This window comes from Rahnella sp. PAMC25617, from assembly GCF_050606005.1.
GTDB lineage: Bacteria > Pseudomonadota > Gammaproteobacteria > Enterobacterales > Enterobacteriaceae > Rahnella > Rahnella variigena.
Map to the genome: position 1 here is coordinate 510520 of NZ_JBOCUM010000003.1, position 14762 is coordinate 525281.

General features: G+C 56.0%; 15 protein-coding genes and 1 tRNA gene. 5 read left to right on the forward strand and 11 right to left on the reverse strand.

Annotated features, from left to right (window positions below):
- The 5 genes from ACM615_RS04500 to ACM615_RS04520 all read right to left on the reverse strand — a co-directional run bounded on the left by ACM615_RS04500 (window position 1) and on the right by ACM615_RS04520 (window position 3985).
- Window positions 1–753: an amino acid ABC transporter ATP-binding protein gene (locus ACM615_RS04500; protein WP_112290577.1), complete on the reverse strand. Its 753-nt coding sequence runs from the start codon at window positions 751–753 to the stop codon at window positions 1–3.
- Window positions 753–1403 carry an amino acid ABC transporter permease gene (locus ACM615_RS04505; protein WP_132966908.1) on the reverse strand — a complete coding sequence of 217 codons (651 nt, stop codon included), beginning with the start codon at window positions 1401–1403 and terminating at the stop codon, window positions 753–755. Before ACM615_RS04505 ends, ACM615_RS04500 begins: the two co-directional genes overlap by 1 nt.
- Window positions 1404–1405: 2 nt before the next feature.
- Window positions 1406–2071, reverse strand: coding sequence for an amino acid ABC transporter permease (locus ACM615_RS04510; protein ID WP_112290580.1), 666 nt, complete (start codon window positions 2069–2071; stop codon window positions 1406–1408).
- 24 nt (window positions 2072–2095) lie between these two features.
- Window positions 2096–2887: a transporter substrate-binding domain-containing protein gene (locus ACM615_RS04515; RefSeq protein ID WP_112290582.1), complete on the reverse strand. Its 792-nt coding sequence runs from the start codon at window positions 2885–2887 to the stop codon at window positions 2096–2098.
- 258 nt (window positions 2888–3145) lie between these two features.
- Window positions 3146–3985 (reverse strand): MurR/RpiR family transcriptional regulator, encoded by an 840-nt coding sequence (locus ACM615_RS04520; RefSeq protein WP_112290583.1) that lies wholly within the window; start codon window positions 3983–3985, stop codon window positions 3146–3148.
- Between the two features lie 199 nt (window positions 3986–4184).
- Between ACM615_RS04520 and ACM615_RS04525 the strand changes: the two genes are divergently transcribed.
- The 4 genes from ACM615_RS04525 to hpxZ are packed head-to-tail and all read left to right on the forward strand — an operon-like array spanning window position 4185 to window position 7856.
- On the forward strand, window positions 4185–5771 hold the full coding sequence (locus ACM615_RS04525; RefSeq protein WP_112290585.1) for a gamma-glutamyltransferase family protein: 1587 nt from the start codon (window positions 4185–4187) through the stop codon (window positions 5769–5771).
- Window positions 5772–5807: 36 nt separating this feature from the next.
- Complete coding sequence (gene hpxX, locus ACM615_RS04530) at window positions 5808–6002, forward strand: oxalurate catabolism protein HpxX (protein WP_112290587.1); 195 nt, start codon at window positions 5808–5810, stop codon at window positions 6000–6002.
- Window positions 6003–6016: 14 nt separating this feature from the next.
- Window positions 6017–7420, forward strand: a complete 1404-nt coding sequence (locus ACM615_RS04535; RefSeq protein WP_431011508.1) for an AtzE family amidohydrolase — start codon at window positions 6017–6019, stop codon at window positions 7418–7420.
- A gap of 52 nt (window positions 7421–7472) precedes the next feature.
- On the forward strand, window positions 7473–7856 hold the full coding sequence (gene hpxZ, locus ACM615_RS04540; RefSeq protein ID WP_112290588.1) for an oxalurate catabolism protein HpxZ: 384 nt from the start codon (window positions 7473–7475) through the stop codon (window positions 7854–7856).
- A 600-nt stretch (window positions 7857–8456) separates the two neighbouring features.
- Here hpxZ and puuE read toward each other — a convergent pair.
- Genes puuE through ACM615_RS04555 form a run of 3 tightly spaced genes read right to left on the reverse strand, consistent with a single transcriptional unit; the run spans window position 8457 to window position 10880 of the window.
- The gene (gene puuE / locus ACM615_RS04545; RefSeq protein ID WP_129639182.1) at window positions 8457–9395 is read right to left on the reverse strand and encodes an allantoinase PuuE; all 939 of its coding nucleotides are present in this window, start codon (window positions 9393–9395) and stop codon (window positions 8457–8459) included.
- A complete protein-coding gene (locus ACM615_RS04550; protein ID WP_431011509.1) occupies window positions 9388–10146 on the reverse strand; it encodes an aspartate/glutamate racemase family protein in 759 nt (252 codons plus the stop codon). The genes puuE and ACM615_RS04550 overlap by 8 nt, the downstream gene beginning before the upstream one ends.
- The gene (locus ACM615_RS04555) at window positions 10146–10880 is read right to left on the reverse strand and encodes a GntR family transcriptional regulator (RefSeq protein WP_431011510.1); all 735 of its coding nucleotides are present in this window, start codon (window positions 10878–10880) and stop codon (window positions 10146–10148) included. The genes ACM615_RS04550 and ACM615_RS04555 overlap by 1 nt, the downstream gene beginning before the upstream one ends.
- Window positions 10881–11057: 177 nt before the next feature.
- Between ACM615_RS04555 and ACM615_RS04560 the strand changes: the two genes are divergently transcribed.
- Window positions 11058–12560 carry an NCS1 family nucleobase:cation symporter-1 gene (locus tag ACM615_RS04560; RefSeq protein WP_159282585.1) on the forward strand — a complete coding sequence of 501 codons (1503 nt, stop codon included), beginning with the start codon at window positions 11058–11060 and terminating at the stop codon, window positions 12558–12560.
- An 83-nt stretch (window positions 12561–12643) separates the two neighbouring features.
- Here the strand turns inward: ACM615_RS04560 and ACM615_RS04565 are convergent.
- The 3 genes from ACM615_RS04565 to aguA all read right to left on the reverse strand — a co-directional run bounded on the left by ACM615_RS04565 (window position 12644) and on the right by aguA (window position 14762).
- A tRNA-Asp gene (locus tag ACM615_RS04565) sits at window positions 12644–12720 on the reverse strand.
- Between the two features lie 139 nt (window positions 12721–12859).
- Window positions 12860–13597 (reverse strand): DNA polymerase III subunit epsilon, encoded by a 738-nt coding sequence (gene dnaQ / locus ACM615_RS04570; RefSeq protein WP_112290792.1) that lies wholly within the window; start codon window positions 13595–13597, stop codon window positions 12860–12862.
- Window positions 13598–13676: 79 nt separating this feature from the next.
- Window positions 13677–14762, reverse strand: a complete 1086-nt coding sequence (aguA, locus tag ACM615_RS04575) for an agmatine deiminase (RefSeq protein WP_431011511.1) — start codon at window positions 14760–14762, stop codon at window positions 13677–13679.

The following is a 14762-nucleotide window of genomic DNA, read 5'->3' on the forward strand; positions in this document are numbered from 1 at the left end:
TTAGCTTGCAGCAGCCTCACTAAGGCCGCGGACGGATGCGATAAACTGTTTCAGCTCGGGGGTTTGCGGATTGGCAAACAACGCCCGGCTTTCGCCCTGTTCCCACACGGTGCCCTGATGCATAAACACCACGCGGTCGCCCACTTCGCGGGCAAAATTCATTTCGTGCGTCACCAGCACCAGCGTCATGCCTTCTTTCGCCAGTTGCTCGAGCACTTTCAATACTTCGCCGACTAATTCCGGATCCAGCGCCGAGGTGATTTCATCACACAGCAGCACTTTCGGGTTCATCGCCAGCGCACGGGCAATCGCCACACGTTGCTGCTGGCCGCCGGAAAGATTCGACGGGTAATAATCCATGCGATCCGCCAGCCCGACTTTCGCCAGCATCTGCGCGGCCAGTTCACGGCATTCGGCGGCGGACTTTTTCAGCACGCGCCGTGGTGCCAGCATGACGTTTTCCAGCGCGGTCATGTGCGGAAAAAGATTGAAGCTCTGAAACACCATACCGACGGAACGGCTGATGTCACGCGCCTGAGAATCGCGGTCAGTGATGGTCATGCCGCCCAGTTTGATGCTGCCTTCCTGATAGCCTTCCAGCCCGTTCATGCAGCGCAACAGCGTGCTTTTACCTGAACCGCTGCGGCCGATGATCGAAATCACTTCGCCGCTGTCGATATCCAGATCCACGCCTTTCAGCACGTGGTTCTGACCGTAATATTTCTGAACCTGATTGATGGTGATCAGTGGCATTACTGTTTATCTCCACGCAATGATTTTTCTAAATGCTGACTGTAACGGGACAGCGGATAGCACATCAGGAAGTAGCCCAGCGCCACTAATCCAAACACTTTGAACGGCTCATACGTCACGTTGTTCAGCATGGTTCCGGCTTTGGTCAGTTCGACAAAACCGATAATCGACGCCAGCGCGGTGCCTTTCACCACCTGCACGGAAAACCCGACGGTCGGCGCAATGGCAATCCGCAGCGCCTGCGGAGTAATGACACGCCATAACGTCTGACCGAAATTCAGGCCGAGGCAGCGCGACGCTTCCCACTGGCCTTTCGGTAACGCGGCAATGCTGCCGCTCCAGATATCCACCAGATACGCGCTGGTATACAGCGTCAGCGCCAGCGCGGCAGCCGTCCACGGACTGACGTTGATACCAAACAGGCCAAGCCCGAAGAAGGCCAGGAACAGCTGCATCAGCAACGGCGTACCCTGAAACAGTTCGGAATACAGACGCACAAAACGCGTCGGCCAGCGGCGCCTGGTCAGGCGCATGAGCAACAGCGGCAGAGTCACCAGCGTGCCGCCGATAAACGCGGTCAGCGACAACAGCAACGTCCAGCGCGCCGCCAGCAGGAGATTGCGCACAATGTCCCAGTCAGTGAAGGTCATCATCAGTTTTCACTCCCAAAGACACGGCGTCCGGCCAGCAGCAGCAACTGACGCATCGCCACCGACAACAGCAAATAGAACAACGTGGTGACCAGATACACTTCGAAACTGAGGAAGGTGCGTGACTGAATTAAGTTCGCAGCAAACGTCAGTTCCTCAAAAGACACCTGCGATACCACGGAAGATCCGAGCATCACGATAATGCACTGGCTGACCAGCGACGGATAAATACGTTTCAGCGACGGCGGCAGCACAATGCGCAGGAACGTCTGACTGCGCGTTAGTCCCAGCACGCGTCCGGCTTCCCACTGGCCTTTAGGCGTCACCTGAATACCGGCGCGGATAATCTCGGTGCTGTACGCGCCGAGGTTAATCAGCATCGCCAGCAGCGCCGCTTCACCGGCGGTCATTTTCAGGCCAATGGCTGGCAGACCAAATACAATGAAAAACAGCTGCACCACAAACGGCGTATTACGGATGGCTTCGACATAAATGCCCCAGACGGTCCGCAGAATTTTATGGTTGCCGCAGCGGATGGCCGCGCCGCAAATTCCTATCGCGACACCGCCAACCGTTGCCAGTACCGTCAGCTCAATAGTGGTCCATAATCCGGCCAGCAGTTCCGGCATATAAGGCCACAGCGCGCTAAAGTTAAGCTGATAGGTCATGAAAAATCTCCGTCAAAACCCTGATCACGCGCCGATTGATGCCGGCAGCGGTGCCTTCATCCATTTTTCAGACAGCGTATTCAGCGTCTTGTCTTTGATGCCTTCGGCGATCAGTTCATTCACTTTGTCTTTCAGTGCCGGTTCGTCTTTACGCAGACCGACATAGCACGGCGAATCTTTCAGCATCACTTTGGAAACCGGCGCTTTGGCCGGGTTCATGCGGGCTACCGCCGCCACTACCAGGTTACCGGTGGCGATGTATTCCACCTGACCGGACAGGTAGGCCGACAGCGTGGTGTTGTTGTCTTCGTAACGCTGAATTTTGGCATCCTTCGGTGCCACATCGGTCAGCGCCAGATCTTCCACCGCGCCACGGGTCACGCCGATGGTTTTGCCGGACAGTTCTTTCAGATCCGACAGTTTGTCACCCTGCGCACCAAACACGCCGAGGAAGAACGGCGCGTAAGCGTTGCTGAAGTCGATGACTTTTTCGCGCTCGGCGTTTTTGCCGAGGCTGGAAATCACCAGATCGACTTTATCCGTTTGCAGATAAGGCACCCGGTTGGCGCTGGTGACCGGCACCAGTTGCAACTTAAGTTTCATCTTATCGGCCAGATAATGCGCCATGTCGATGTCATAACCTTCCGGCTGCAAATCCTTGCTCACCGAACCAAACGGCGGGAAATCCTGCGGAACAGCCACGCGCAGCACGCCACGCTTCTGAATATCCTGCAACTGATCGGCCATAACATTCGATGCCTGAAGCACCAACATTGCCGCACCTGCCCATGCCAACAACCGTTTGTTCATGTTCATAGATTATCTCCGGTGAAAAGTTTTTGGAACGATAGATTCTTATATTTAAAACTTTGCAACGAATGTGCCAAAAATGACCCGGCAGAAAAAATGTGTGCAAAGTCAGGACATGACAAGGAATTAGCCATTCAGAGTAGAAGGGAGAAGGTTTTTTTTTGCCCTGAATCAGGGCAAAAAGTGAGAAAGGTTGAAAACTTTTATGCACCGTAATTGTGCGAAAGCACCAGAAAAGCGCTGAGATTGTCCCTGAATCGGGAATCAGCGCTGCTCCAGCTCATCCAGATCGTTATACAAATCGCTTATCTGATGAATGCGCTGACGGCCTGACGCGAGCATATCGTGCAACAACGCATTGCTGAGTAAATTCGCCAGGCTCATGGCAGAAGAATAACTGTCGAACGCCGACACGCTGTCGAGCGGCGCGGCCAGATGCCAGGTGGCGAGCGGAATAAGTGTCTGCGCCTGCGGCTCGCAAATCAGTAAAACCGGCACATCAAGTGACTGTAATTGCGTGAGAATCGCCTTCGCCATGCGGGGACGACGACGGAAAGCAACGAAAATCACCACGTCCTGCGCGGTGAGATCCACCAGTTCTTCCGCCAGCGTCTGCCCCGGCTGCGGCATCATCATCACGCCAGCACGCACCTGAATCAGTTGCTGACGCAGGTGCAGCGCCACCGGATAACTGTTACGAAAACCGAGCAGACGTACCTGCCGCGCCTGACTCAGGGCGGTGATCAGCGCGCCAAACTGTGCGCCATCAATCTGATTAATCCACTGCGTCAGGTTAGCCATTTCCTGTTTATAGTGCCGTGATAACAAGGTGTTACCTTGTACCGCGTCACGGCTGTCGGTCAGCGGCATGCCACTCTGGCGCAGGGTGCGCATTTCATCGCGCATATCGCGATAACTCGGGTAACCAAGACGTTTAAACAGGCGGCTGACCGTGGCCTTCGACACGCCGCTGAGCCGCGCCAGCTCTGCGCTGTTGTAGCTCATCAGGTCATCAATGCTGGCAAAAATAAAGTCGGCCACCCGCTGTTCCTGCGGCGTGAGTTCTGCGTAATGGTCACGCAGACGTTCATCAATCTGTTTCATCTCCGTCCCTTTTGTAACCAATGTTTCAGCAAATCAGCGGAACATACCATGCACTATGCTTGCCAATGCAAGCTAAATTATGAGTGAAAGTCCGAAGGTTTTGCCGATGTGGAACACCTCTTGCTTAACTTAATCCCTGCACGCCCTCATCCCTGCATGCGCGGGCAACATAAAAAAAGCGTTTCAAAAAGGACATCGCATGATTAACAGTAACAGCGCACCGCTGGGCATGGCGGTTACACCTCATCATCTGGCGAGCCAGAGTGCGCTTGCGGTATTGCGTGAAGGCGGCAATGCCATCGAGGCAATGGTGGCGGCGGCCGCCACCATTGCCGTGGTCTATCCGCACATGAACGGACTGGGCGGCGACGGCTTCTGGCTGATTGTGCCCCCGCAGGGCAATCCGGTGGCGATCGACGCCAGCGGTGCCGCCGGTTCGCTGGCCTCTCTCGATTTCTACGCCGGTGAAACGCACATTCCGCACCGCGGCCCGAAAGCGGCGCTGACGGTCGCAGGCACCGTCGGCGGCTGGCAGGAAGCGTTGAATGTATCGGCTGAATTCGGCGGCGAGCAAAAACCGCTTTCGCGCCTGCTGCGTGACGCCATCCGTTACGCTGCGGACGGCATTCCGGTAACCGCCTCGCAGGAAGCCGCCACCCGCGCCAAGCAACACGAGCTGAAAGATTTCCGCACCTTCGCCGATGTTTTTCTGCCTAACGGCGACGTGCCGCGCGCCGGGAACCGTTTCACCCAGCCGCAGCTGGCGCAGACGTTATCGATGTTGTGCGAAGACGGGCTGAACAGTTTCTACCGCGGTGAGCTGGCCGACAATATGGCCGCCGACATGGAAAAGCTCGGTATGCCGGTCACCCGCGCCGATCTTGCTGCTTACAAGCCGCAGCGCCGTGTGCCGCTGCGCCTCAAACACAGCAAAGGCGAAATCTACAACCTGACGCCACCGACGCAGGGGCTGGTGTCGCTGGCGATCCTCGGCCTGACTGACCGCCTGCCGCTGGAAACCATGGATGAAAGCGCGACGATCCACAGCATTGTCGAAGCCACCAAACTGGCGTTCGGCCTGCGCGACCGCTTTATCACTGATCCGCGCATGATGACGCAGGACGCGCAGAGCCTGCTGGATCCGCAGTATCTCGATGCCCTCGCCACCCGCATTAAAGCGCACAGCGCCGCCGACTGGGGCAAAGGTAAAGGTCCGGGCGATACCGTCTGGATGGGCGTGATGGACAGCAGCGGGCTGGCGGTGTCATTTATCCAGAGTATTTATCACGAGTTCGGCAGTGGTGTAGTGCTGCCGGGCAGCGGCGTGTTGTGGCAAAACCGCGGCGCATCTTTCAGCCTCGACGCCAGCCATTTACTGGCGCTGGCACCGGGCAAGCAACCGTTTCATACCCTCAACCCCGCCGCCGCACGTTTATACGACGGGCGCACCATGGTTTACGGTTCGATGGGCGGCGACGGTCAGCCGCAAACCCAGGCCGCGGTGTTTATCCGCCATGTGGTGCAGGGGCAATCGTTGCAGCAGGCGATCAGCGGTCCGCGCTGGCTGCTGGGGCGGACGTGGGGAGAAAGTTCGGATTCACTGAAACTGGAAGGCCGTTTCGCCTATCCGACGCAGGCCGGACTGAGACAGCGCGGTCACGACGTCGAACTGTTACCGGATTTCAGCGAAGCCGTCGGCCATGCCGGTGCGATTGTCCGCCATACCAACGGCATGTTTGAAGGTGCCTCCGACCCGCGCAGCAACGGCAGCGCCGCCGGATTTTGATCAGAGTTCGCTCATGAAAATTGATAAGGAAGCAGCATGAAAAATACCCCCGCAGCGACCGACTGGGCCGCTTATATCCGCCAGATGGAAAGCGTGCTGGCGCTGGAACTCGACGACACCCGTCGTCAGGAATTGCTGGTGCAGTTCAGCCGTATCGCCCAGATGGCACAACCGCTGATGGATTTACCGCTCGATTCGCGACTGGAAATTGCCGGGGTGTACAGAGCATGAAGAGTGTATCGCGCATGAAATCGTTTGATAGGTTTACTGTCAGTCAGTTACATCAGGCGATGGCGCAGGGCGAAATCTCAGCGACAGAAATTGCGACGTCCACGCTGGACGCCATTGAACAGGCTAATCCGGTCATCAACGCGTATACGCATATCACCCGCGAACGTATGTTACGTGAAGCAGCAAAAGTGGATAAAACCCGCGCAAGCGGTGCCGCACTTCCGCCGCTGGCAGGCATCCCTTATGCGGTGAAAAACCTTCTGGACGTGGCCGGTGAAGTGACGCTGGCGGGCGCGAGCCTCAACAGCAGCAACGCTGCCGCACGCCACGATGCGTGGACAGTTTCACGCCTCGCAGCACAAGGCGCGATGCTTTCCGGCATGCTGAATATGGATGCTTACGCGTACGGTTTCACCACCGAAAACAGCCATTACGGTGCCACCCGTAATCCGCGGGATCTGGCGCGTGTCGCCGGAGGATCTTCCGGCGGTTCCGCCGCCGCCGTGGCTGCTGGTCTGGTGCATTTCACACTCGGGAGCGACACCAACGGCTCGATCCGCGTGCCGGCCTCATTGAGCGGTATTCTCGGCCTGAAGCCGACCTTCGGGCGTATTTCACGTCGCGGCAGCCAGCCGTTTGTCGCCAGCCTGGATCATATCGGCCCGATGGCGCGGTGCAGCGAGGATCTGTCGCAGGTCTATGACGCGATTCAGGGCACGGATCCGCAAGATCACTTCCAGGCAGATAAGCCCGTTACCGCGACGTTTTCTCAGCTCGGACGCGGCCAGCAGGGTTTGCGCACTGCGGTGCTGGGCGGATATTTTTCTACCTGGTGCGACGATCACGCTAAAGTGGCGGTGCTTCAGGTTGCGCAGGCTCTGGAAGCACAGGAAGAAGTCGTGATGCCGCAGGCCGAACTGGCGCGTTCAGCGGCGTTTATCATCAGTGCTTCTGAAGGTGGTAATCAGTATTTGCCAAAACTGCGCAGCATTCCGGAGCAGTTTGAGCCATTATCCCGCGAGCGTTTACTGGCAGGCGCGATGATCCCGGCGGCGTGGTACGTCCAGGCACAGCGTTTTCGTCAACATTTTCAGGAACAAATCTTGCCCCTGTTCGATCACTGGGACATTCTGATCGCCCCTGCCACGCCATGCCCGGCAACACTGATTGGTCAGGACACAATCAGAATTAACGGTCAGGATCTGCCAACCCGTGCCAATATGGGCATGCTGACGCAGCCGATTTCGTTCCTCGGTTTACCGGTGGTCACGGTGCCGGTCACGACATCAACCGGTCTGCCGATTGGATTACAACTTATTGCGCCGCCGTGGCGCGAAGACCTGTGCCTGCGCGCTGCACGGGCGCTGGAATTACAGGGAATAGTGAACGTCAGCAGTTCTCCGGTGATGCCCGCGTAAAAACCTGCATCTCCGTTTTCCAGGGTGAAGTAAAAGAGTAAAGAGACGAATCATGAAAACTGAACATATCGACCGCCCGGCGATCCTTGCCGAAATGAATGCGGCATTTTATCGCTATGAACAGGCGCTGATCACCAACGATACCGCCGTCCTCGACGAACTGTTCTGGCACGATCCGCGTACCGTGCGCTACGGTGCGGGCGAAAATCTTTACGGCATCGAAGCCATCCGCGCGTTCCGCTCAGCGCGTTCCTCACAAGGTTTAAACCGGGATCTGGTCAACACCACCATCACCACATTTGGCGATGACATGGCAGTGGCCAGCACGGAGTTTCGCCGTGAAGGGACCGACAAAATCGGACGTCAGCAGCAGACGTGGGTGAAGATGGCGAGTGGATGGAAGATTGTGGCAGCCCATGTGAGTCTGATGGTTTGACCGAACCAATGGGCGGTTCAGCTTTGGAAAGCTGAGGAAACTGTTCTTTTCCAGGAATGGACGATGAAAGTTTCGGTTTCTCAATAACAGCGATCACTTGTCGCGCTGCGCCGAAACCGCCCAAAAGGGGCCAGGACGGGCCCCTCTTGGATCTCCCACGTCTTTTAACTGCGCGCTATCGCTCGCTGGCTATGTTTCAGGTATCACAGAGACAGGCTGGAAATCTTGCCGCTACGCGGTTCCCTCTCTCGGTCCTGAAGCCTCAGGTCTTCAGGCCGCTCCGTTCGGCAAGATTTCTGAATCGCCCGCACCATCTTAAAATTAACGGCAGACTGTTTTTCATCTTTTAGAAAAGTGGATTGGCGTGCTCAAAATTCAGCTGAACGGAGCGGCTTCAAGACCTATGGCTTGAAGACCGAGAGAAGGTAGTGCGAAGCACCTGGATTTTCGCCACCCACTAAAGCAACAGAACATGTCCGTCGTGCCCGCGACAGCGCGCAGTGAAAAAGCGCGGGAGTCCAGAGGGCGCGCGCTTACGCGTCCTCTGGGCCAGTTTGGGCGGCGAGCCCAAGGTTTTGAATTTGAATTTGAATTTCGAGATTAAACACCGAAATGTTTAACCCAATGATCCGCAATGTCCTGCCGCTTACACACCCACACCTTCTCATGTGACCCGATGTAATCGAGAAACCGCTGTAAAGCGCGAAATCTCCCGGGACGTCCCAGGATCCGACAATGCATTCCGATCGACATCATTTTCGGCGAGGTTTCGCCCTCTTCATACAACACGTCAAAGGTGTCTTTGAGGTAAGTGTAAAACTGCTCGCCGGTATTGAACCCCTGCGGGGAGGCAAACCGCATGTCGTTGGTTTCCAGCGTGTATGGGATCACCAGATGCTGTTTCGTTTCGCCGTTTTCCAGTTTCACCGGCGTCCAGAAAGGCAGGTCATCACCGTAATAATCGCTGTCATACTGGAATCCGCCAGACTCCGCGACCAGCTGGCGGGTGTTCGGGCTGTCGCGGCCGGTGTACCAGCCGGACGGCGCTTTGCCGAACAGGTCGCGCAGCACGGTGATGGCTTTTTGCATGTGCTCCGCCTCTTCGGCTTTGCTCATGTTCTGATAGTGGATCCAGCGCCAGCCGTGGCTGACGACGTCGTAATCCGCCGCTTTGATCGCGCTGACGATTTCCGGATTGCGTGCCAGCGCCATCGCTACACCGAAAACGGTCAGCGGTAAGCCACGTTTCTGAAACTCATTGTGGATGCGCCAGAAACCCGCACGAGATCCGTATTCGTACAGCGAATCCATCGACATATGGCGGTCGGGGAAACTGGCTGCACCGATGATGTCAGATAAAAATTGCTCGGAACCGGCATCGCCATGCAGAACGTTATTTTCAGCGCCCTCTTCGTAATTGAGAACAAACTGCACCGCAATGCGGGCGTTGCCCGGCCAGTTAGCGTGTGGCGGACGTCCGGCGTAACCGATCAGGTCACGCGGATATGCATCAGTCAAACCGTACTCAAAATCAGACATAGTGTTCTCTCAGATTCAGTCCGGCAAAACGACCAGACAAAGGTTTTTCCAGCGGATAATCCAGATCGCCGTGTTTACTGGTCGTCAGGCGTAAAGACGCCAGTGACTCGACCATTTTGACCGCCGCGCTGACGCCGTCGATCACCGGTATATTCAGCTCGAGCGTCAGTTCCTGCGCCAGATCGGCCATTCCGCCGCAACCGAGCACAATCGCCCCGCTGCCGTCAGATTTTTTCGCCGCGATACACTGCTCGCGCACCTTCTGCTGCGCCAGCCCGCTGCCGTCTTCCAGCGACAGCACCGGTAAATCGATGGCATGTAAGGCAGCACAATGGCGTTCGAATCCGTACTGATGCAGCAAATGCCGGGCGATGGTCAGCGTGCGCGGTAAGGTGGTGACAATCGAGAAACGCGTCGCCACCATTGTCGCCAGATGCATCGCCGCTTCGGCAATACCGAGAACCGGCGCGTGCGCCAGTTCACGGGCGGCCAGTAATCCGGGATCACCGAAACAGGCAATAATGTGCCCGCCGACACCCGCATCCCGTCCGGCTTTTATCTGCTGTAACACGCCCAGTGTGGCAATCGCTTCATCGAAATGCCCTTCAATGGACGGCGCGCCCTCTTCCGGACAAACGGCCAGAATTTGTGTCTCCGGCGCCGCCACCGAGCGGGCGGTTTGCGCCATCACGTCGGTCATCGCCAAACTGGTATTGGGATTGATCAGTTGTATACAAAGTGGATTCGCCATCAGTCTGAGTCCTTATCTGTGACCTGCATCCGGGCTGCAAAAATCTGCGCGAAATCAGGCGTCGGCCCTTTATTTTGCTCAAAGCGCAGGCTGGCGACGATGCTGTCAAAATGCTGCGCCATGCTGGCGGACATCGCCACGGCGTCCCGTTTTTTCAGCAGTTCCAGCAGATCGTCATGATCATGACAACGACATCCTTGCTGCCACGGCGCGCCCCAGGCGGCGATCGCCAGTGAAGATCGCAATGTGAGCTGAGAGACGGATTCGGTCAGCACTTTGTTGCCAGAAATGGCCTGAAGCTGGACGTGAAAAGCGGCGGACAGACGGATTGCCGCAGCGCCGTCGCGCTCATCATGGGCACGCTTTTCTTCCTGCACCAGCTTCTTCAGTGCGACCAGATGGGTCGACTGACAACGGGCAATCACCTGCGGCAGGTTGGCGCACTCGAGAATTTTACGGGTCGCGAAAACATCGCGCGATTCTGCGGCATCCGGCGCGGTCACATGCGCACCACGTTTGGGCAATATCGTCACCAGTTGCACTGCGGCAAGGCGCTGTAACACGCGGCGGATACCCGTGCGGCTGACCGAGAACACTTCCGCCAGTGCTTCTTCGGGTAATTTACTGCCGGGTAAAAGCTGGTGCTCAACAATAGATCTCACCAGCGCGTTGTAAATGTGGTCGTCCTTATCCTCGGTAAAATAGGCCGTATTCAGCCCGCTCCAACTGGTCATTGCTGTTACTCCGTATACCGTTTTGTGTATTTATCGTATACCTGAAATAGATTTTTTGTATACAAGAAGTGAAGTTTGGCCTGATTCATGCAGTGTTCCCGTGACTGCTTTTTAACTTTGGGCAGCCGGTCACCGGCTTCCGACTTTCACATGTTGTTTATGACAGGAGCACGATTTATGCCAAATCAGGAAATCACCTCCGCAACGGCGTCTTCCGAACAGGGTGCCGGGATCATCAAGCCTTATTACAGCCCGCGGCTGTGCAATGATGATTTAGCGCCGACCCGTGACCAGAACTGGAGCTGGTACAACATATTTTCCTTCTGGATGTCCGACGTACACAGCATGGGCGGTTATGTGGTCGCCGCGAGTTTCTTCACCCTCGGCCTGACCAGCTGGCAGGTGCTGCTGTGTTTGTTGTGCGGGATTTGTATCGTGCAGATTTGTGCCAATCTGGTGGCGAAGCCAAGCCAGCAAGCCGGTGTGCCCTACGCGGTGATTTGCCGTCAGGCATTTGGTGTATTCGGGGCGAATATTCCGGCGGTGATCCGCGGGCTGATCGCCTTCGCGTGGTACGGTATTCAGACCTATCTGGCGGCCAGCGCGTTAATGCTGGTGCTGCTAAAATTCTTCCCTTCCCTGACGCCGCTGACCGTGCCGCACTGGCTGGGCCTTTCTGCCCTCGGCTGGATTTGTTTCGGCATTATGTGGGTATTGCAGGCGATGGTGTTCTGGCACGGAATGAGCGCGATTAAGCGCTTTATCGATGTGGCGGGTCCGGCGGTGTATGTCGTTATGCTGATGCTGGCGGGCTGGATTTTGTATAAAACCGGGCTGAGTAATATCTCGTTTACGTTATCCACCAAAACCCTGACGGTCGGTCAGCAAGGCTGGGAAATGCTGACCGCCACGGCGCTGGTGGTGTCTTATTTCTCCGGTCCGCTGCTGAACTTTGGCGACTTCTCCCGCTACGGTAAAAGCATGAGCGAAATCCGTCGCGGTAACCGCTGGGGTCTGCCGTTTAACTTCCTGCTGTTCTCGATTGTGACCGTAGTTATCGTCTCAGGGACACAATCGCTGTTCGGGCAGATGATCACCGATCCTATCGAGACCGTCAGCCGTGTGGGTAACAGCGTTGCCGTGGCGCTTGGTCTGCTGACCATGATCATCGCCACCATCGGTATCAATATCGTGGCGAACTTCGTGTCGCCGGCGTTCGACTTCTCTAACTGTTCACCGCAGAAAATCAGTTTCCGTACCGGCGGGATGATCGCTGCTGTGGGTTCTGTGCTGCTGACGCCGTGGAACCTGTTCCAGTCACCGGAAATTATCCACTACACGCTGGATGTGCTGGGGGCATTTATCGGGCCATTGTTCGGGATTTTGCTGGCGGATTATTATCTGATCAAACGCGGTCATATGGACGTCGATGCGCTGTTTAACGCCACGCCTTCCGGCCGTTACTGGTATCGCAACGGGTTTAACCCGAAAGCGATTGCAGCCCTGGTACCCGCAGTGGTGATTGGTCTGGTGATAAGCTTTACGCCAGGCCTGCATCAGGTGGCGAACTTCAGCTGGTTTATTGGCGCATTCCTGGCAGGCGGTTTCTATCGTTACATCGCCCGCCATGATCGGGCGACCAGCGGCGCAATGGGCTATATGAAAATCGAAGCGGAATAACAGACTGATACAAGGGAGGAAACAGCCAGGATGGCTGAAACGACGAAGCCCTGAGTGATTTCTCACTCAGGGCTTCTGAATAGTGGCGGAACGGACGGGGCTCGAACCCGCGACCCCCTGCGTGACAGGCAGGTATTCTAACCAACTGAACTACCGCTCCGCGTTTTGTTCTGGTTAAGAACGGAGCGGATATTAAGGAATGCCCGCCCTTACGTCAATGCTTTTCCTGATATTTTCAATCAACCGCACAGTTTTTCTGCAGGCTGGATATTTTCAATCCAAAAGTCAGGAAAAGCGGCTTAAGAACGCCACAAACAACTGCCGCCCTTTTTCACCACCAGATCCAGTCTTTCTTCGTGCCACGCCAGTTCCTGCTCATTCGCCGCGATCACTTTTAACCCGGAAGCCGGACGCGCCACCCGCTGGATCCCGAGCCCGTCAGCGCCGGTATTTTGCTCGCCTTCGTGGGTGAATTTAATGCTGGTCTGGCCGCCGGTCATCATCAGATAAACTTCGGCAAGAATTTCGGAGTCAAGCAATGCGCCGTGCAGCGTACGTTTGCTGTTGTCGATCAGGTAACGATCGCTGAGGGCATCGAGGTTGTTACGCTTGCCGGGAAACAGCTTACGCGCCATCGCCAGGCTGTCGGTGATTTTACAGAACGTCTCGGTTTTCGGCAGATTACGGCCAAGCATGTCGAACTCGTAATCCATAAAGCCGATGTCGAACGTTGCGTTATGAATGACTAATTCGCTGCCGCGAATGTACTCGACAAAGTCGTCAGCAACGTCGGCGAAGGTCGGTTTATCCGCGAGGAATTCGTCACTAATGCCGTGAACGCCGAAGGCTTCCGGATCCACCAGACGATCGGGTTTGAGATAAACATGGAAATTGCGCCCCGTCAGACGACGGTTAACCACTTCAACAGCACCGATTTCGATAATCCGGTGCCCTTCGTAATGGACGCCGAGTTTATTCATACCGGTGGTTTCGGTATCGAGAACGACGATCCTGTTAGATGTGTTTTGTAAATCCATGGGTCATTTTCCAACGCTGACAGTCAATGGCAGAAACAGTCTGCCCGGCACGCAAAGAGACACGGCCGGGCACTTTATCTTACGCGGGGATTTGCTGCGTAATGCAGTGGATGTTACCACCACCCAGAAGAATTTCACGGGCCGGAATACCGGTGATTTTATAATCCGGATACATTTGCGCAAACATTGCTTCAGCCAGCTTATCGGTTCTCGCATCGAGCAGCGGGAAAATGATGTGGTTATTGCTGATCAGGTAATTGACGTAAGACGCTGCCAGACGGTTGCCTTCCACACGTTCAATCGCCGTACCCGGCAATACCCCAATCGTCTCTTCTGCGGTGGCGTGCATCACAGGAGGCGAAGGCATTTTCCAGATTTTCAGGCTGCGCCCTTTGGCATCTTTCGTTGCTTCCAGCACTTTTAACGCTGCGGCAGAACGCGCGTACTGCGGGTCCTGCTCGTCGTCAGTCCAGTGCAAAGCGACTTCACCCGGTCGCACGAAGCAGCACATATTGTCGATGTGCCCGTCGGTTTCGTCGTTAAATACGCCCTCTTCCAGCCAGATGAATTGCTTCACGCCGAGGTATTTCTGCAACTGCGCTTCAATGTCAGCTTTAGAAAGATCAGGGTTGCGGTTCGGATTGAGCAGGCATTCTGCGGTGGTCAGCAAGGTGCCTTCGCCGTCCACATGAATGGATCCCCCTTCCAGCACCAGATCCGTCGACACATAAGGAATGTGCTGATAGTTCGCCACCTGACGGGCAACCAGCTGGTCGCGCTCCCAGCTCGAATACAGACCGCCGTTGAAGCCGCCCCAGGCGTTGAATGTCCAGTCGATAGCCACACGCTCGCCTTGCGGATTGACCACAATGGTCGGGCCGGTATCACGCATCCAGGCGTCGTCGCTTTCCATTTCCACCAGCGTAATCTGCGCTGGCATCACTTCGCGTGCGTTGGCCATTTCCGCTGCCGGAACCGCCATAAATACCGGCGTTTTTGTCGCAATCGCTGCCGCCACATTGGCGAAAGCCAGCTGTGCCGGACGCCCGTTCGAGCGCCAGTTATCGGTGCGGTAAGGCCAGATCATCCAGACAGCCTGCTGCGATGCCCATTCAGCGGGCATCGCAAAACCTTCAGCCTGAGGATTGATATCAATAGAAGACAT

Coding starts and splice junctions, on each gene's coding strand:
- ACM615_RS04500 (WP_112290577.1), bottom strand. CDS start 753: ATGCCACTGATCACCATCAATCAGGTTCAGAAATATTACGGTCAGAAC.
- ACM615_RS04505 (WP_132966908.1), bottom strand. CDS start 1,403: ATGACCTTCACTGACTGGGACATTGTGCGCAATCTCCTGCTGGCGGCG.
- ACM615_RS04510 (WP_112290580.1), bottom strand. CDS start 2,071: ATGACCTATCAGCTTAACTTTAGCGCGCTGTGGCCTTATATGCCGGAA.
- ACM615_RS04515 (WP_112290582.1), bottom strand. CDS start 2,887: ATGAACATGAACAAACGGTTGTTGGCATGGGCAGGTGCGGCAATGTTG.
- ACM615_RS04520 (WP_112290583.1), bottom strand. CDS start 3,985: ATGAAACAGATTGATGAACGTCTGCGTGACCATTACGCAGAACTCACG.
- ACM615_RS04525 (WP_112290585.1), top strand. CDS start 4,185: ATGATTAACAGTAACAGCGCACCGCTGGGCATGGCGGTTACACCTCAT.
- hpxX (WP_112290587.1), top strand. CDS start 5,808: ATGAAAAATACCCCCGCAGCGACCGACTGGGCCGCTTATATCCGCCAG.
- ACM615_RS04535 (WP_431011508.1), top strand. CDS start 6,017: ATGAAATCGTTTGATAGGTTTACTGTCAGTCAGTTACATCAGGCGATG.
- hpxZ (WP_112290588.1), top strand. CDS start 7,473: ATGAAAACTGAACATATCGACCGCCCGGCGATCCTTGCCGAAATGAAT.
- puuE (WP_129639182.1), bottom strand. CDS start 9,395: ATGTCTGATTTTGAGTACGGTTTGACTGATGCATATCCGCGTGACCTG.
- ACM615_RS04550 (WP_431011509.1), bottom strand. CDS start 10,146: ATGGCGAATCCACTTTGTATACAACTGATCAATCCCAATACCAGTTTG.
- ACM615_RS04555 (WP_431011510.1), bottom strand. CDS start 10,880: ATGACCAGTTGGAGCGGGCTGAATACGGCCTATTTTACCGAGGATAAG.
- ACM615_RS04560 (WP_159282585.1), top strand. CDS start 11,058: ATGCCAAATCAGGAAATCACCTCCGCAACGGCGTCTTCCGAACAGGGT.
- dnaQ (WP_112290792.1), bottom strand. CDS start 13,597: ATGGATTTACAAAACACATCTAACAGGATCGTCGTTCTCGATACCGAA.
- aguA (WP_431011511.1), bottom strand. CDS start 14,762: ATGTCTTCTATTGATATCAATCCTCAGGCTGAAGGTTTTGCGATGCCC.